This window comes from Streptomyces sp. NPDC051219 (assembly GCF_040682335.1).
Classification (GTDB): Bacteria; Actinomycetota; Actinomycetes; order Streptomycetales; family Streptomycetaceae; genus Streptomyces.
This window is the reverse complement of sequence record NZ_JBFBAS010000041.1, coordinates 32409-50272: the sequence shown is the minus strand read 5'-3', so window position 1 is coordinate 50272 and position 17864 is coordinate 32409. Positions and strand designations below refer to the sequence as shown.

At 72.2% G+C, this 17864-nt stretch carries 8 protein-coding genes; 1 reads left to right on the top strand and 7 read right to left on the bottom strand.

Going from position 1 to position 17864, the window contains the following annotated elements; all coding sequences use genetic code 11:
* Positions 1 to 130: 130 nt before the first annotated feature.
* The 7 genes from AB0M62_RS30215 to AB0M62_RS30185 all read right to left on the bottom strand — a co-directional run bounded on the left by AB0M62_RS30215 (position 131) and on the right by AB0M62_RS30185 (position 14133).
* A complete protein-coding gene (locus tag AB0M62_RS30215) occupies positions 131 to 2665 on the bottom strand; it encodes an alkaline phosphatase D family protein (RefSeq protein ID WP_366077509.1) in 2535 nt (844 codons plus the stop codon).
* Between the two features lie 118 nt (positions 2666 to 2783).
* Positions 2784 to 3932, bottom strand: a complete 1149-nt coding sequence (locus tag AB0M62_RS30210) for a glycosyltransferase (protein ID WP_366077508.1) — start codon at positions 3930 to 3932, stop codon at positions 2784 to 2786.
* Positions 3929 to 6784 (bottom strand): CDP-glycerol glycerophosphotransferase family protein, encoded by a 2856-nt coding sequence (locus AB0M62_RS30205; RefSeq protein WP_366077507.1) that lies wholly within the window; start codon positions 6782 to 6784, stop codon positions 3929 to 3931. Before AB0M62_RS30205 ends, AB0M62_RS30210 begins: the two co-directional genes overlap by 4 nt.
* Entirely contained in the window at positions 6781 to 10269 is a 3489-nt protein-coding gene (locus AB0M62_RS30200; RefSeq protein WP_366077506.1) for a bifunctional glycosyltransferase family 2 protein/CDP-glycerol:glycerophosphate glycerophosphotransferase, read from the bottom strand. The genes AB0M62_RS30205 and AB0M62_RS30200 overlap by 4 nt, the downstream gene beginning before the upstream one ends.
* Positions 10270 to 10432: 163 nt before the next feature.
* On the bottom strand, positions 10433 to 11248 hold the full coding sequence (locus AB0M62_RS30195; protein ID WP_366077505.1) for a TylF/MycF/NovP-related O-methyltransferase: 816 nt from the start codon (positions 11246 to 11248) through the stop codon (positions 10433 to 10435).
* Between the two features lie 34 nt (positions 11249 to 11282).
* Positions 11283 to 11975, bottom strand: coding sequence for a methyltransferase domain-containing protein (locus tag AB0M62_RS30190; protein WP_366077504.1), 693 nt, complete (start codon positions 11973 to 11975; stop codon positions 11283 to 11285).
* 52 nt (positions 11976 to 12027) lie between these two features.
* The gene (locus AB0M62_RS30185) at positions 12028 to 14133 is read right to left on the bottom strand and encodes a bifunctional glycosyltransferase family 2 protein/CDP-glycerol:glycerophosphate glycerophosphotransferase (protein ID WP_366077503.1); all 2106 of its coding nucleotides are present in this window, start codon (positions 14131 to 14133) and stop codon (positions 12028 to 12030) included.
* A 102-nt stretch (positions 14134 to 14235) separates the two neighbouring features.
* On the opposite strand from AB0M62_RS30185, the gene AB0M62_RS30180 reads away from it, so the two are divergent.
* Complete coding sequence (locus AB0M62_RS30180; RefSeq protein WP_366077502.1) at positions 14236 to 17847, top strand: CDP-glycerol glycerophosphotransferase family protein; 3612 nt, start codon at positions 14236 to 14238, stop codon at positions 17845 to 17847.
* Positions 17848 to 17864: the final 17 nt, after the last annotated feature.

Sequence of the window (17864 nt, the reverse complement as noted above, 5' to 3'; positions counted from 1 at the left end):
GCGGATCCGCGACGCCGACGCCGAGCGGACCGGACTGCGCCGCTCCGTACTGGCGGAGGCAGCCGTCGCGGTGGTGCTGCTGGCCGTGACATCGGGGTGTTCGCTCTTCCGACCGGCGCCGCCGACCGGATCAGAGCCCGGCGAGCACCGCGAACGGGTCGGCCGCACCACCGTTGCGGACCGCGGCGATCCTGCGGCGCAGGGTGAACGCGGCCCCCGGGTCGAGCGTGACCCGGCGCTGGCTCATCACCCAGATTCCGCAGGCGTACGCGGTAAAGCCGGGCTCGTCGTAGAGCAGGCCGTACGTCTGCCCGTCCGAACCGGTCATGCCGATCCACGGCGCCGTGGGCGTGAAGTCGGCCGGCTCCGAGGCGGTCACGGTGCCGTGGCCGGCGACGCCGCTGCGCTGGCCGGCGCCGTCGTGGTCCAGCACGTCGCCCACCCAGAAGGTGCGAGCCTCGGTACCGCGGTTGGTGAAGGTGCTCTCGGCGGTGACCCAGGGGTCGTCCTGGCGGACCGAATAGGTGGTGACCACCTCGAGGTCCGGAACCTGGGTGCTCATCCCGGTGCTCCGGGCCGAGGCGGCCGGGCCCTCGGCGGAGAGCACCTCCAGGGCGGTGGAGCGTACGGTCAGCTGCTGCCAGGCGTTGGAGCCGCGGGGCTGCGCCGCCGAGGCGTAGGGCAGGTTCATCCAGTCCAGCTGGTCCAGATGACCGATGGCCGCGAGGTCCAGCGGCTTGCCGAGGGTCACTCCGGGCAGCTGCGGGTCCTGGGAGCCGGCCGAGACGGACAGCGCCAGCAGGTTGTTGGACAGCACCACGTCCGAGGCCGTCGCCTGGGACTGCGGGCCGGGCACCGAGCGGCCGGTGCCCGCCCGGACCGTGGCGCGCACCAGAGCCACGTCACCCCGGGTCTGGACGCCCTGGCGCACGGTCGCCTTGGCCGTCACCGGTTCGTAGCCGACGCCGTTGACGGCGACCGTGTACTCGCCGGGCGGCGCGAAGGCGAGGTACTCGCCGGTCGCGTCGGTGGTGCTGGTGGCGAAGCGGGTGCCGTCCGCCGCCGTGACCGTGACCTGGACGTTGGTCAGCGGGGCGCCGGTGACCCGGTCGGTGATGCGGCCGACGAGTCCGTCGCCGGCGTCGATCCGCTTCGCGCCGGGTATGCCGTCCCGCACCTCGAAGGCGGCGAGGGTGAAGGCGGGCGAGCCCGCCTCGCCGCCCTTGAGGACGATCCGCAGGTCTGCGCGCCACCGCTCGGGGGTCACTTCGCACATCACATAGCCGCGGTAGCTGCCGTTGTAGAACTTCACATGCGGGTTGGCGACCAGGCCCGCCCGGACGTCCGCGTCCCAGCCCGCGCCGGAGGAGATCGATGTTCCGACGAACTCGGTCGCGACGACCGGGGAGTTCGAGTCGTCGAAGTCGGTCTTGAGGTCGTTGACCCAGTGGGTGTGCCAGTCGCCGCCGAGCACCACGGGGTTGGAGACCTGGCGGTCGGCGACGAAGTCGAGGATGCGGGCCCGCGCCCCCGCGTATCCGTCCCACTGGTCCAGGTTGACGATCTTCCCGGGGCCGAGGTCGTAGTCGAAGGCGGCCATGATGGTCTGCTGGGCGATGACGTTCCAGCGGGCCTTCGAGTGGTCCAGACCGTCCAGGAGCCACTTCTCCTGCTCGGGACCGGTCATCGTGCGGGTGGGATTCCAGACCTCGGGACCCGGCTCCTTGCGCCCGTCCCCGTACGCCTGGTCGGTGCGGTACTGGCGGGTGTCGAGCACGCTGAACTCCGCGAGCCTGCCGAAACGCAGCCGGCGGTACATCACCGCGTCCGGGCCTTCGGGGCGCTGCTCTGGCCGCAGCGGGAGGTGTTCGTAGTAGGCCTGGTAGCCGTTGCCGCGGCGCTCCAGGAAGGGGCGGCCGTCCCCGGCGCCGCCGGGGACGTCGGCCGCGTAGTTGTTCTGGACCTCGTGGTCGTCCCAGGTGAGGATGAAGGGGAAGCGGGCGTGCGCGGCGCGCAGGTCCGGGGAGGTCTTGTACAGGGCGTGCAGCCGGCGGAACTCGGTGAGGCTCCCCTTCGAGGTCTCGTAGATGTAGTCGCCGAGGTGGAGCACGAAGTCGAGTTCCTGCTCGGCCAGATCGCGGTAGGCGGGGTAGGCGCCTCCCGTCCAGGACTGGCAGGAGACGAACGCGAACCGCATGCGGTCGGCCTTCGTCCCGGGCGACGGCATGGTACGGGTCCGGCCGGTGCGGCTGTGGATCCCGTCGTACTGGAAGCGGTACCAGTACCAGCGGTTCGGCGCCAAGTCGTCGACGACGACGTGCACGGTGTGCGCGGACTCGGGCAGCGCGGTGACCGAGCCGCGTCCGACCACCTGACGGAACGATTCGTCGCGCGCCACCTCCCACTGGACCTCGACGGGCGCCGCGGGCATGCCGCCGGTCTCGGCGTTCAGGGGGTCCGGCACGAGGCGGGTCCACAGGACGACGCTGTGATGGTCGGGATCGCCGGAGGCGACGCCGAGCGTGAAGGGGGCCGGATCCAGTTCCGCGGCTCGCGCCGAGAGTGCCTCGGTGAGCTGTCCCGCGGCGAGGACGCCCAGGGTGCCGCCCGCCAGGGCAAGGAATCTGCGTCGGTCAAGGGTTCGCAAAGGGGTGCTGGTAGTCACGTGAGAGGAGCCTGCAACACTCCCATTGCCGGATTGGTGTCGCTGTCGCCAACGGGGGGTGTCCAAGGCATGTCGGACAAGTCTGACCCGGGAGTTGCGAGTTCCGGCGCGACGCGCCTCACCGCTCCAGCAGCGCGAACAGTTCCTCCCACCGGTCGAGGACCTCCGGCTCGGCGAACCGCTGGACGTTCACCCGCGCCCGCTCGCCCATGCGATCCCGCAGCCGGGGGTTGCCGGTGAGCCGCAGCAGCCGGCCGGCCAGCGCCTCCGTGTCGCCCGCCGGGGCGAGCAGCCCGTCCTCGCCGTCCCGCACGATCTCCCGTACGCCCGGCGCGCAGTCGAAGGCGGCGCACGGCACCGCGCTCGCCATCGCCTCCATCAGCGCCAGCGGGAACCCTTCGCCGCGCGAGGACTGTACGAACACCGAGCTGCCGGCCAGGGCGCCCGCGACATCGCCGGTCCGGCCCATCCACTGAACCGATCCGTTCAGGCCGAGGCTCGTGCACTGCGCCCGCAGGTCCCTCTCGTCCTCGCCGGCGCCGTACAGCCGCAGCAGCCAGTCCGGCCGCTGGGGGGCCACCTGCGCCCAGGTCTCCAGCAGGAGGTCGATGCCCTTCTGGTCGGAGAACCTGCCGATGCTCGCGACCACCCGCTCGGTGCGCGGGGAGGGCACCTCGGGCAGCCGGGGCAGGGCATTGGGCATGGAACCGACGTTGTTCATGCCGTCACCGATCCAGGTGTCGGCGTCCTCCTGGGTCAGCACCAGCCAGCGGTCCACCGACGCGTAGTTGTTCCTGATCCAGCGGTAGCGGTGGCAGGCGCGCGAGTAGGCGTACGACTCGTGGCTCATCCCGATGACCGTCATCCCGCAGGTGTCCGCCTCCCGCACCCACTCCATCGCCCACACCTGGGTGACGATCAGCACGGCGCCGGGCCGGGCCGTACGGAAGAGCCCGGTCAGCCGGGTCACCGCACGCCGCTTGGCCGCGGCCCGGCCGGCCTCGCGCCGGCGGGCGGCGGGGTCGCAGCGGTCGCGCAGGGTCCTGGGGACCCACGGCGTGGGCGGATGGGCCGGATAGAGGGCGGTCACCGGGTAATCGGCGGGCACGGGCAGCGACTGCCCGGGCTCTGCCTCGTGGATGCCGATGACGTGCACCCGGTGGCCGTTGCTCCGGAACAGCCGGGCCATCTGGTGCGTCCAGACGGTGACGCCGCCCAGTTCGTCGGTGGAGTTGGACAGGATGAACACATCGCGTCCGGCGTTCACTTGACCGGCCTCCTCGTCACCAGCAGGTCGGCGACGACGCGTGCCGCGTCGCCCCGGTCGTAACTGCCGTACTCCGCTGCGAAGCGCCGCCGTGCCTCCTGGTGCGCGAGGTCCGTCGCCTTCAGCTCCGCCACCACCTTCAGCAGCTCGTCCTCGGTCTCGGTGACCGGGCCCGGGGCCCCGGCGCGCAGGTCGAAGTAACCGCCCCGGGCCGCGGTGTAGGCGTCGAGGTCGGGCGCGAACAGCACGATCGGCCGGTCCAGCAGCGCGTAGTCGAACATCACGGACGAGTAGTCCGTGATCAGCACGTCGGCCAGGCAGAGCAGCTCGCTCACGTCGTGGTGGGCGGACACGTCCACCACCGAGCCCGGCGGGCACGGCGGCAGCTCGGCCGCGTCCAGGTAGTGCGCCCGCACCAGCAGGACGTGGGTGTCGCCGAAGTGCTCGGCGAAGCGCCTGATGTCGAGCGGCAGCGGGCCGGCGCGGCGTCTGCCGCGCCCCGGCGTCCCCCGGAAGGTCGGCGCGTACAGCACGACCTTCCGGTGGTCCTCGATCCCTAGCGCCGCGGCGAGCGGGGGCCGCGGGAAACGGCCCTCCGCCTTGTCCCGGGCCTTGGCGGCGAGCAGCACGTCATTGCGCGGGTAGCCGGTGCGCAGCAGGGAGTGCGGGGGGATGCGGAAGGCGCGGGCGAGGGTGCGCTCGTCGTGCTCGGAGCGCACCAGGAAGTGGTCGAATCGGCTCACGGCCTGTTCCAGCCTGAGGCGCTGCGGGGCGTTCTGGGTCCGTACGCGGAGTTCGTCGAAGCCCATGCGCTTGTACGCCGAGCCGTGCCAGGTCTGCACGTACGTGGTGCCGGGCCGCTTGGCGAGGGCGGGCGGGAAGCCCTGGTTGTCGACCCAGAACTCGGCACGGGCCAGCGCCCACAGATACCGCCACGACCAGCGGCGCACCAGGTGCGCGTCCGCGGGGAATCCGGCGGGCGAAGCGGCGGCGTACGCCCAGAAGCAGCGCAGCGGCAGCCCGCGCCGGCGCACTTCCTCGAAGACGGCGCGGGGACTGTCGCCGTAGCAGCCGCCCATATGGCTCTCGAAGACGACCGTTCCGGGCCGTACCGGCAGTCGGCAGAACCAGCGGTGGTACACGCGCGCCTTGACGGCCTGCGAGCCGAACCGGTCGTACCTCCTGCGGACCGCCTTCAGCAGACGCTTGAGCGCACGGGCTGGCCGGAAGTGGGTCGCGTAGTGCAGCAGGGCGCGGGTGGCGCGGGCGGGCAGTCGCTGGGCCCGAAGCCTGACCGCCAGGTGGTGCTTCGCCGTCACATAAGGCTGCCAGGTGTCCCCGCACAGCCTGCCGAGCCGGGGCCGGGCGGGGAACGTGCCGGCCTCCGCCACGAGTCCGGGTTCGGCGAGGAGATCGGTGACGATCTCGGCCCCGTCCGTTTCGAGGACCAGCCGGGCGTCCCACACCGGGTCGCCCAGACCGCGGGCCCGCAGCAGCCCGGCGAGATTGACAGTGGCCCGCCAGCAGAGCGCCGTGTCCTCGTGGCGCACCTGCTCGACGGGCGCGCGGAAGCTGCGGTCGCCTCCGTCGCGCACCAGGAAGTCCAGCCGGAGCGCCGGGGCGTGTCGGGACAGGTCGGAGAGTGCGCCCAGCGGCAGCACCAGCCTCCCTTCGAGGACCAGCCGGTCGCCCTCACGCCGGCAGCCGGTGAGCCGGTTCAGCAGCCGCATCCGGGCGAAGGACAGGTGCTGGAACCCCAGTTCCGTGACGTCGAACGCGGCCCGCGACCGGGGCTCGTCCGCCGCGCCCGGACGCCAGAACACCCGCCCGTCCGACTCGGTCAGCGGCGAGACGACCGTCCCGGGCCGGGCGAGGGCGTACGCGGCGTCCCGTACTCCCTCCGGGTCGCCTTCCACCAGCAGTTGTACGCAGACCCGCTCGACCGGCGGTAGCGCCTGCCACAGCTGGGGATCGAGCCGGCCCGCGAGGCGTGCGGCGGTCTCCGCGGCGATCCTGGCGCGCTCGGCGCGGCCGAGGGTCACGAACGTCATCGCCAGCGGCAGCAGCCGGTCGGTGACGAACGCCCGGTCTCGCGCGTCTCGCAGGACGGTCAGGCCCTGGCGCACCAGCAGACGGCCGACCCTGTCGTGCGCCTCGACCAGACCCGCGAGGTCATGGCCCGGGTCGGGGGCGGTGCGGCCCCGGCTGATCAGATTGGGTACGAGGGTGAGGGCGCGGGCAGTGGTGGCAGCCCGGGCACCGAAGAGGATCTCGCTGTACGCGAGGTCCTCGGCGTAGCGCAGTCCGTGGCGCTCCACGGACTCGCGGCGCAGACAGAATCCGGCGACCAGGGCGTCCCGGACGAGGAGTTCGGGCACGTCGACGATGTCCTCGACCGTGCGCGAGCGGGCGTACAGCTCCCCGAGCGGGGCGGGGACCTTCTCCTTGGCCGAAGGACCGTCGGACTGCGACCAGCGGCCGGCGACGAGATCGGCGCCGGTGCGCCGCGCCGCCTCCCAGAGGTTGCGGCAGGCGTTGTCCTCCAGCTGCTCGTCCTCGCCGAGCACGAGCACGTATCGGCCGCGCGCCTCGGCGAGCGCGAGATTGCGCAGGGCCCCGAGGCCGCCGGCGGGTCCGGTCCGGGCCCCGGCGACGATCGTGCGGACCCGGCCGGGGTGGCGTGCGGCGAGGACCGCTGCCTCCACCCGCACGGCCTCGTCCGAGGCGTCGACCGCGAGCACCGCCTCGGTGGCGCGCAAGGTCTGCGCGAGTACGGAGGCGACGGCCGCGCGCAGGGCGGCCGGGCCACCGGGACCGCCGGTGACCAGGCAGCTCATCTCCACGTCGGTCATGACCGGCCTCCCCCGAGCATCAGATCGGCGACCCGGACGGAGGCGTCCCCCCGGTCGAAGTCGCAGAAGGTCTCCCGGAAACGGGCATAGGCGTCGGCGTGGCCGGCGGTGGCGGCGGCGGGCGAGCGCAGCGCCTCGGTCAGGCCGGAGGCGACGGCGAACAGCGGACCGGGCGCCTGCGCCTCGAAGTCGAAGCAGAAGCCGCGCAGGGTGCAGCGGTAGTGCTCCAGGTCGTAGGTGTGGAAGAGCATCGGACGCCCGGTGTGCGCGAAGTCGAACATCAGCGAGGAGTAGTCGGTGACCAGTACATCGCTGATCAGCAGGAGTTCGGCGGCGTCCGGGTACCGCGAGACGTCCCGGACGAAGCCCTGGCCGCTGCCCGGCACGGTCCCGCCGACCAGGTAGTGCCTGCGGACCAGCAGCACATGGCCGTCGCCGAGGGCCCGCTCGGCGGCCGTGAGGTCGAGCTGCAGGTCGAGCCGATAGCGGCCGCCCTGCCGGGGGTGGTCCTCCCGCCAGGTCGGCGCGTACAGCACGACGCGCTTGCCGTCAGGGATGGCCAGCCGTTCCCGTACGGCGGCGGCGACCTTGGCGCGGTCGACGGCGTGCAGCAGGTCGTTGCGGGGATAGCCGCATTCCAGGACGTCACCGGTGTAGCCGAAGGCCCGGCGGAGCACCGGGGTGGAGAACCGGTTCGGGGAGACGAGGACGCTCCACTGGGCGGCCCGCCGCTCCAGCGAGGCGATGTACTCCGCGTCGGCGCAGGCGCTGCCGGCCAGGTCCCGCCCGATGCGCTTGAGCGGAGTGCCGTGCCAGGTCTGTACGACGAACTGGTCCGCCGCCCGCTCGAACCACTCGGGCAGCTGGGTGTTGGTGACGATCCAGCGGGACCGGGCCAGCGCCTCGTACCACTCGGCGCTGTGCAGGGCGACGGCCCGGGCGCTGGGCGGCACGGTCACCTGCTGGTCGCGCACGGTCCACAGGTGCTCCAGCGGAAGCCCCCGCCCGGCGAGTTCCTCGTGCACCGCGCGCGGTGAGTCCGAGTACTGCCTGCCGTCGAAGCTGCAGTACAGGACGGTGTCCCGCAGCGGTGTGCGGCGCAGCCCGGCATACCGCTCGCGCAACTGCTGCTGCCGGTGGGCGCCGCGCGCGTCGGCGGGCAGCGCGGAGCCGGATTCCAGGACCAGCCGGTCGTGGGAGCGCCGGGTCAGGGTGAACTCCCGCCCGTTCAGCGTTCGTGCGAGCGGGACCGCCTGGTGCTGGTCCGCCCGCAGCCGCATGGGCACGTACTGATCGGGGTCGCACTCCCCCGGTACGCGGAAGAACGGGTACCAGCATCCCTCGGCCAGTGGCGACGTCCCGCAGACCGTCGGGGCGGCGGCGGGCCGGAAGGCGGTACGGAAGCGGCCCTCCGTGTGGGTGACCGGGAAGGCCGCCTCCTCGTGGTGGGCGCTGTGCCTCAGCACCAGCTCCGGGGATCCGCCGCCCGGGAAGGTGCCCTCCAGGAGCAGATGGCCGTCCGGCGTCCAGGAGACGGAGTCCGCGATGGGCTGCACTGTCTGGTCGCACAGCACCAGGTTCCCGGTGGCGTTGGCGGTGACGCACAGCTCCCGGCCGTCGCCGAGCCCGTAGCGGCCGGGGCGTCCGGCGTCGCGGGCGGCCACCACCAGCGTGCTGCCGTCGGCCCGGACGAGGTGCACGCCCCAGGGTACGGATGCCTGCCGGTCCGGTCCGCCGGTCTCGAGCACAGCGAGCGGTACCTCGGAGGCGAACGTGTCCCCGGACCGGGTGAGCGGGAAGTCGTGGGCGGCCTTGGTGTACCAGTTCTCGATACGCAGAGCTGTGGGAGCGCTGCCGGAACCGGCGAGGAGCACCCCCTCGACGCGTACGGCGGCGCCGTCCGCCGCCGCGTGGCCGGTCAGCAGGGCACGCACCCGCTCGACGCGCAGCTGGACCTTGTTGCCCGACAGGACGGGCACCACCCGGGTGCCGTCGTCCACGTAGTGCACCGCGGGGACGGCCGGTGAGCCCGGCATCCGCACCGGGCCGCGCCGCAGCCGGCCGGCGCCGGTCACCGCCACCTCCAGCTGCCAGGTGGTGCGCGGTGTCCGACGGGCGAGCCGGCGCGGGTCGACGACCGTCTCGAAGCCGGCCCAGTCGTAGCCGTGCAGCCGCTGCCGGGACTCGTACGTCGCGGCGGGCATAGGGACACGGCTCAGGCGCAGCGGGACGATGTGCCGCCGCCCGGCACGCAGCCAGCCCAGCCGGACCGGTCCTCCTCGGGTGTCGGCCGGCACGTTGCGTACGAAAGCGTAGCCCTTGAGGTGCAGCCTGCCGTCCCGCCAGACGGCTTCGGTCAGGTGCGCGGTCACCGGCAGTTCACCGGGCTTCAGGGCAGCGACGGCACGGGGCAGGCGTCCGGTGAGGACCGGGTACTCCGCGGCGCGTCTGCGGAGCGGACCACGGCCGCGCACCCGGAACGTCCCCGGGTCCAGCTTCTCGAAGGCGAGCAGAGCGAGCAGTTCCGGCATACGGCGCTCCCGGATGAGATGCCATTTCACCCGCAGGTGCAGCGGAAGACCGTCGAAGACCCTCTGGTCGACCGTGTCGGCGAAGGCGTTGGCGTGCTGGAGGAAGGCTTGGTGGTAGTCGGCGTCGCCCTCGGGAAGGGCTTCGATGAACAGCCAGAGGTCGCCGGAGAGCACGTGCTCGGCGTAACGCCGTCCGGCCTCGGCCCAGACGGGGCTGCCCAGTTCGGCGCGCTCGGCGAGGAACCGGCTCACCGTGGAGACCGCGGTGACCCGGTCCCGGACTCCCCGGGGAACACAGCGACGCGTGGTGATCGAGCCGTCCCGGTCGCGCCAGTGGTAGACGGCATCCGCCAGTACGTCCACTCCGCCGGCCAGGAAGTACGCCGGCAGGACCACCGCGATGTCCTCGTAGAGCACGCCGGTGGGGAAGGCGAAGGAGTGGGTGTCCCAGAAGGACTTGCGGAACACCTTGTTGCAGGCGATCCGGTCACCGAGCAGGATCCAGTCGCGCGTCACCCCGGTGCGGGAGCGGGACTTGGCCATTGGCTTGCGGAACATCGGCGACTGTTCCAGCGCGCCGCCCGCGCGCAGCCTGAGGACGTTTCCCGTGACGAAGTCGGAGCCCGACGCGTCGAGCGCGGACAGCATGCGCGCGTACGCGTCGGGCGGCACGACGTCGTCACTGTCGACGAAGGCCAGGAACTCGCCTCTGACGAGGGCCGCCCCGGCGTTGCGTGCGGCGCCCAGCCCGGCGTTGGGCTGCTCGACCAGCCTGAACCGTTCGTCCTCGGCCGCGAACCGGGCGGCGATGCGTGAACTGCCGTCCGTCGAACCATCGTTGACCATCACGACCTCGAAGTCCGGCATGGTCTGGCCGGCCAGGGAGCGCAGGCAGTCGCCGAGGTAGTCCTCGACGTTGTAGATGGGGACGACGACGGAGAGGCGGGGCGTCATGCGCTGCGCACGGTCCTTCCAGGGTGGGTGGTGTCTCAGGGGCGTGGGGTGTCCTCCGGATCGTCCGACGCCGTCCGGAGCACACGACTTCGTCCGTTCTCACGACGTCGTCCGGATCGCACGGCATCGTCCGGATCGCACGGCATCGTCCGGCGGATACCCCCTAGGGCTTCACGGCGATACGGCCCTCGTCCATGCGGAGGAGCAGCAGCCGTTCACCCGTCTTCTCCAGGAACTCGTCCGTGGCCTGCCGCGACCCCTGCCAGTACCCGTAGTCGTCGATGAGCAGCACGCCACCGCTGACCAGCCGCGGGTAGAGGCATTCGAGTTCGTGCCGGGTGGACGCGTACCAGTCGGTGTCCAGGCGCAGGACCGAGATCCGCTCGGGCGCCTGCCGGGGCACGGTGTCCTCGACCTTTCCCCGCACGTAGTGAATGCGGTCCGCCGGGTACGGGACGCCCTCGAATCCGGCCTGCACGTCCTCCAGTGAGGCCACCGCCCAGATCGGCCGGTCCTTGCCCTGTACGGCGAGGAGTTCCGCGGCGGACTTGCCGTCGCGCCGCATGTCCTCCTCGGTGGGCGGGGTCATTCCCTCGTACGTGTCGAAGAGGTGCAGGTCCCGCCCGGTCTCGCCGAGCGCGAGCAGCGTCTTGGCGACGGCCTGCATGCTGCCGCCGCGCCAGACCCCGCACTCCACGATGTCGCCGGGGATGTTGTGCCGGACGACGTGACGGACCGCGTAGATCAGCGCGTTGAGCTTCTCCGGCGAGGTCATCGTCCGCGGCTTGACGGCCCGGATGATCTCCTGCGCCTCGGTGTCGTAGTCCTTGGGGAAGGAGAGTTCCTTCTTGGGCCGGGGTTTCAGGGCCGGCGCCACGGGCGCCTCCACCGGCCTGGGAGCGGGGATCGCCGGTACGCGCCTGAGCTGATGTCCGGTGAGTTGCTGGAGTACGCCGTTCACTGCGTTTCGCCATGCCATGCCGACGGAATGTACGCGTGGGTTGTTCTGTATGTCACTTTTCGTCAACCTGCCGTACTCGGCGTTCCAACGGTCGGGGCAACGGGACGCGGTCCACCCCGCCGACCCGGTTCGCCCACCAGACGGTCAGCTCCCGCACCGCGAAGGCGGCGGCGGTCGAACGGACCCTGTTCCGGGCGGGCTTCTGGAAGACGGCGACGCTGTCGCCCCAGTACGCGTTCGCGGCGTCGATGGCCGCGTAGTCGTGCCGGATGCCCTTCATCGGCGGGAAGTCGGTGTACGCCTCGCGCAGCCGCAGCCCCGAGTACGCGGCCAACGCCCGGAAACCGTCGGGGTAGTACCGCCAGCAGTCCTGCGCATCGTGCACATGGCCGCGGGAGGGCGCCGTGATGAAGGCCAGGCCGCCGGGCCTCAGGATCCGGGCGATCTCCAGCATCGACGCCCAGAAGAACGGGATGTGTTCGAAGGCCTGACCCGAGATCACACAGTCGGCGCTGCGGGTCCTCACCGGAATGCGGTACGGCCTGGTCATCACCGCGTCCACGTTGGGGCCGTCGAGCACGTCGACGCCGACGTACTCGATGTCGTGGCCGGCCAGCAGCTCCCGGTGTGTACGGCTCTGCCCGTCGGAGATCCGGGAGCCGAGGTCGACGACCCGGTGCCGCCGGTCGGCCGGCAGGTACTCCGTGACGCAGAGCGCCATCTGGTCATGAGCGGACTTGTGCATGAGGGCCCTTTCCTGGACCTGGGAGGGGAACTGGGACTGGAACTGATCACGGTCACCCGAAGACGCGGCGCACCACGCGCTCGGCGGCCCGTCCGTCGTCGTACGGGCAGAAGCGGGCCCGGAACGCCTCGCGCAGCTTCGCTGTCGAGTCCGTGTCCCAGCCGCCTTGGCGGAACAGGTCGACGAGCTCGGGCTCGCTGGTGGCGAGGGCGCCGGGGGTGTCTCCGGGACGACCGGAGAGCAGGTCGAAGTACGTGCCCCGGGAGAGCCGGTATGCCTGCCAGTCGGGGGCGTAGACGACGACCGGGCGGTCGAGGCAGGCGTAGTCGAACAGCAGGGACGAGTAGTCGGTGATCAACACGTCGGCGGCGAGAGCAAGTTCCTCGGTGCTGGGGTGGTCCGTGACATCGATGATGCGGCCGTCGCGGGGGCGGGGAGCGGCGCGGGCCACGGACCGGTAGTAGTAGTGGGCGCGTACGAGCAGGACGCAGGAGGGGCCGAGCACGTCCGCGAAGCTCGCCAGGTCCAGTCTCGGGAGGAAGCCCTTCCGGTAGTCGCGGTGAGTTGGGGCGTAGAGGACCGTCCGCGTGCCGGGGGCGATGCCGAGGCCGGCGCGGATGCGGGCGATATCGGCGGCGGTGCTGGTGAAGTAGACGTCGTTGCGCGGGTATCCCAGGTTCAGCGCCTCGTACGTGCTCGGGTAGACCCGCTCCCAGACCTCCGTGGAGTGCTGGTTCGAGGAGAGGCTGTAGTCCCACTGGTCCGCGTGGTCCAGGACCTTGCCGAAGTTGATGCCGTGAGCGCCTGCCGGGTAGCGGCGCTGGTCGAGGCCCATCGTCTTGAGCGGTGTGCCGTGGTGGGTCTGCAGATAGACCTGGCCGGGCCGTTTGGTGAAGCCCCCGGGAAAGCTGGAGTTGTTGACCAGGTACGTCGCGCGGGCCATCACCTGCCAGTAGGGGCGGGATCCCTCGATGACGTGCTCGATGCCCTCGGGCACCCGGTCCCGGTACCGGCTGCCGATGACCCACACGTTCCGGACGTGCGGGGCGAGTTCGAGCACCTTGCGGTGGATGGCGGACGGATTGCAGGAGACCCCGCGGTTCCAGTACGCGCCGTAGACGGCCAGGTGCGGGTCGAGAGCGCGGTGCAGATCGGTGCGGTATGCGGCCCGCAGGACCCGGTGACGCAGCGCCCGCTTTCCCGCGCCGAGTGCCGAACGCCCTTGCTCGATACCGCTGTCGGCGGACTCCGCGGCCCGGAACGCGGCGTACGACCCGGCGGCGAGCGCCCGGTGGCGGACCCCCGCCTTGCCGGCCGGCGGCCGGTGCCCGGCGGGCCGGTTGGTCAGGTAGTGGCGGGAGACGGCCCGGAAGAAGTCGGCGCGGTCGGCGGCGGTGATACGGCGGGGATCCGTGAGAACGGCCAGCAGGTGGCGGGTCATGTGCGGGAAGATTCGGGCCCGTTCGTCCGCGTCCGGGACGGCGGCGAGGAGGTCCGTGTACTGCTCGATCACCGCGAAGTGGTGCCTGCCCGGAGTCGTCGAGATGCTGCCGGAGCGCCGCTCCCGCCGCCGTACGCACACCTCGTCGACGACCGCCGTGCTGTGGGCGGCGAGGAGGGCGGCCCGGTGGACGGGCAGCACGTCCCCGTACGGACCGTCCGGGAAGCGCAGCCCGTGCCGTACGAAGAAGTCGCGCCGGAACAACCGGTTGCAGGCCGCCGGGATCGTCCCCAGCGGATCACCGGGTGAGTCACCGGCGGCCCGGACGTTTCCCCACCAGTCAATGGAGTCGTGCCCGAGGAGCAGCAGGTCCGGCTCCGCCTCCCCGGCCGCGGTGAGCCGGTCCGCGACGGCCTCCAGCGCACCCGGCAGCAGGATGTCGTCGCCGTCGAGGAACAGCAGATGACGGCCGCAGGCGCGGCCGGCCCCGGCGTTGCGCGCCGCGCCCGTCCCGGAGTGCACCGGCGTGCTCAGCAGCCGAACCCGGGCGTCGCGCTCGGCGTACTCGGCGGCGATCGCGCCGCACGCGTCGGGCGAACGGTCGTCCACCACGATCAGCTCGAAGTCGCCGCAGGACTGGCTGAGTACGGACTCCAGGCACTCCCGCAGGTAGCCCTGGACGCGGTACGCGGGCACGACGACGCTGAAACGAGGCATGACGACCGACAGTAGCCATTCAGGCACGAGGAGCGAAAACGGCGGATCACCCGTTCGGCTCAGTCGTGGTGACCCCCGACCGTCACCCGGGTTTGACCTTCCGTGAAACCACGTCTCAGCGTCGTCGTCCCCGTCCACAACGTGGAGGAGTACCTCCGAGCGTGCCTGCGGTCGGTGACCGACCGGACGGGAGTCGCGGTGGAAGTGGTGATCGTGGACGACGGCTCGACGGACGCCAGCTCCCGCATCGCGAGACAATTCGCCGAGCGGGACCCGCGGTTCAGATACGTGCGGCAGCCGAACGCGGGGCTCAGCGCGGCGCGCAACACAGGTGTGCGGCACACCACCCCCGGCACGCCCTATCTGGCGTTTCTCGACAGCGACGACCTCGTGGCCCCCGGCGCCTACGAGCGCATGGTGGCCGTCCTCGACGCCACCGGGTCGGACTTCGCGACCGGCAACGTGTGGCGGCTGACCGAGCACGGCCGGGAACAGGCCTGGCAGTACCGGCGGTTCACCACCACACACGAACGGACCCACATCACCCGCGCTCCGGAGCTGCTCCTCGACCGGGTGGCCTGGAACAAGGTGTTCCGCCGCAGCTTCTGGGACCGGCACCGCTTCGCATTCCCGGAGGGCAGGCTGTACGAGGACGCCCCGGTGATGATTCCGGCGCACTTCCTCGCGGACTCGGTCGACGTCCTGCCGGAGCACGTCTACTACTGGCGGGTCCGCGAGGGCTCGATCACCCGGCGGCGGACGGACGTCAAGGGCGTCCGGGACAGGATCGCGGCCTGCGAGGACGTCCGTCAGTTCCTGACGGAACACCCTCCCGGGGACGACGGTCCGGCGGGCAGCGGAGCGGCCGGCAGCAGTGCGGCGGGCATCAGTGCGGGACAGCGGCGTGCGTACGAACTGTCCTGCCTCAAGGACGACTTCGTCTACTTCCTGGAGGGACTTCCGGCGGGCAGCCCCGAGTACCGCAGCGCGTTCCTCGCCGGCACCACCGCGTTCCTGGCTCGCGCCGACCCCGGGATCATCGGCGAGCTCCCCGTCGACCTGCGCATCAAGTGGCAGCTGGTGCGGGACGGGCGGCTGCCCGAACTGCTCGACATTCTCGACTTCGAACAGCGGACCGGGCGGGCGGTGTTCGCGGTACGGCGGGACTCGCTGGGCCGGCGCACCGCCGCGTATCCGGCCGCCGGGGGCGGGACCCGGGCGGCGGCCGTACCGGCCGTACCGCCGCGGACCGCACGGCTGCGCCGCGGTGAACTGCCCGTCGTGGCGCGGCTGCGGGAAGCCAGGTGGACGGAGGACGGCACTCTGCGCCTGACGGGGTACGCCTACGTCCGCAACCTCGGCGCGACGGCTCCGCACCACTCCCTCAAGGCCGGCCTGCTGCGCAGGTCCTCGGGCGGTGGTCCGCTGCTGCGACGCGTGCGGACCCGGACGGCGTACGCGCCGGAGGCCACCGAGGACTCCGGGCAACACCTGCACTGTTACGACCTGTCGGGCTTCGAGATGACGGTCGATCCGGAGAGGCTGAGGGTACGCGGACGTCTGCTCCCCGGCGCCTGGCTGGTCGGCGTCGTGGTCGGCGGGCACGGGGTGGTGCGCCGGGCCGCGGTACGCGTCCCGGACGCGGCCTCGGCGCAGCCCCTCGTCCGCGACACGGGTGAGGGGCACCACCTGGTGCTGGACTTCCGGGACGGCCGGGCCGGCTTCGAGGTACGGGAGTACGCGGCGCGCGTGGAGGGACACCGGCTCGACGCCGATGCGGTGGAGCTGACCGGACGGCTGTACGGCGGCCGGCGGCCGGTCGCGCTGCGCATCGGCCGCCGGGACGTGGAGCGGTCGCTCACGTACCCGGTGGTGGTGGGCGGTGACGGGGAGCGGTTCTCTGTACGCATCGCGCCGGCGGACCTGGCGGGTCTGCCTCGGGAGCCGCACTGCGTGCCGCGGGAGGTCGAGCCGCCGGACGGGGAGCTGTGCGAGGCCGCGCTGGAACTGGCGGACGGCTCGCGGGTGGAGGTGGCCGCGGCGGCGGAGATGGCGGCGGGGCGGTACGCGCTCGGCAGCGCGGTCTCGCGGGACTCGCGGGAGCTGTGCGTCACCGCCGACGCGTACGGGAGGCTCGCCCTGGAACTGACGCGGCGGCCGGTCGCCGACCGCGTCGAGTGGGACGACGGGCTGGCCGCCATCCGGATCGAGGGGACGGTCGCGAGCAGCGGCCGGGACGCGGCGGAGCCGGGGCTCGAACTGGTGCTGCGGCACGGCATCGCCCATGAGGAGGTCACCGTTCCCGTGGCGCGGGACGGGGAGCGCTTCTCCGCGGTCTTCGCGCCGGGAGGCGGCGCCCTGCACGAGGGCGGCTGGTACGCCTTCCTGCGCAAGCGCGAGGGTGCGCGTGGGCACGAGGACGAGCCCCGGCCGCCGCTCGACGGGCGTGGGACGCCGTTGCGCCTACTCGCCTCGGCGTTCGGCGCGCTGCCCCTCCACCGCAGGGACCGGGGGCGGGAGTTCACCGTCGACCGACGGTCCGGCGACCGGCTGCTGATCACGGCGGGCTCGCTGCTGCCGCCCTCCGAGCGCGGCGCTTACCGTCAGCACGCGCTGCGCAGTGCGCACTACCCCGCGCAGCGCGCACTGCCGATGCTCGACGCGGTGTTGTACTTCGACGGGGACTCTCCGCGCGCCGTCCACGAGGAACTGGTGCGGCGCGGCACCGGCAGCCGCCAGCTGTGGGTCGCGCACGACCAGCGGACGCGGATCCCGCCCACCGCGACCGCCGTCGTACTGCACAGCGCCGCCTGGTACGAGGCGCTGGCGCGCTGCCGCCGGATCGTCACCGCCGGCCGACTGCCGGAGTGGTTCGAGCGCCGGGACGGCCAGACCGTCGTACAGATCCGGCACGGCACCCCGCTCAAGCGCATCGGTACGGATCTCACCGGCAGCCTCTACGCCGACCACCGCCACCTCGGCGCGCTGCCCCGGCTGGCCCGCCAGTTCGACGTCCTGGTCTCGCCGAGCCGCTTCGCGACTCCGCGACTGCGCCGCGCGCTGGCTTACGGGGGCGAGGTGCTGGAGGCCGGATCGCCGGGCAACGACCTGCTGTTCGCCCCGGACCGGCGGAAGACGGCGGAACGGGTACGCCGGGAACTCGGCATCGAGGACGGCAGGCGCGTCGTGCTGTACGCACCGACCTTCCGGGACCATCTCGCGTACGCACCGGGCCGTCACCGCTTCAACCCGAACCTCGACCTGGCGGCCGCCGAGCGCGCCCTCGGCACGGACCACGCCCTTCTGGTGCGGCGGCATCCGATGGTCACGGGCAGCGTACCCGGAGCCCGTGCGCCCTTCGCGCACGACGTCTCCGGCCACCCCAGCGCCGGCGAACTGCTGCTGATCGCCGATGTCCTGGTGACCGACTACTCCTCGCTGATGTTCGACTTCGCACACACCGGACGGCCCATGCTCTTCCACACGTACGACCTGGAGCACTACCGGGACACCGTCCGCGGCTTCACGCTGGACTTAGCGGCGCGGGCCCCGGGGCCGCTGCTGCGCGACACCGGCGAGCTGATCGGGGCACTGCGCGACCTGGACGTGCTCGCCGCCCGCCACGCCGAGGCGTACGCCTCCTTCCGCACCGACTTCTGCGACCTGGACGACGGTGGAGCGGCGGCCAGGGTGGTCGACCGGCTGCTGCGCTGAACGTTCCGCTGCTCCCG

Excerpts from the sequence above, each read along its gene's own strand:
- AB0M62_RS30205 (WP_366077507.1), bottom strand. The coding sequence starts at position 6,784 with ATGACCGACGTGGAGATGAGCTGCCTGGTCACCGGCGGTCCCGGTGGC.
- AB0M62_RS30200 (WP_366077506.1), bottom strand. The coding sequence starts at position 10,269 with ATGACGCCCCGCCTCTCCGTCGTCGTCCCCATCTACAACGTCGAGGAC.
- AB0M62_RS30195 (WP_366077505.1), bottom strand. The coding sequence starts at position 11,248 with ATGGCATGGCGAAACGCAGTGAACGGCGTACTCCAGCAACTCACCGGA.
- AB0M62_RS30190 (WP_366077504.1), bottom strand. The coding sequence starts at position 11,975 with ATGCACAAGTCCGCTCATGACCAGATGGCGCTCTGCGTCACGGAGTAC.
- AB0M62_RS30185 (WP_366077503.1), bottom strand. The coding sequence starts at position 14,133 with ATGCCTCGTTTCAGCGTCGTCGTGCCCGCGTACCGCGTCCAGGGCTAC.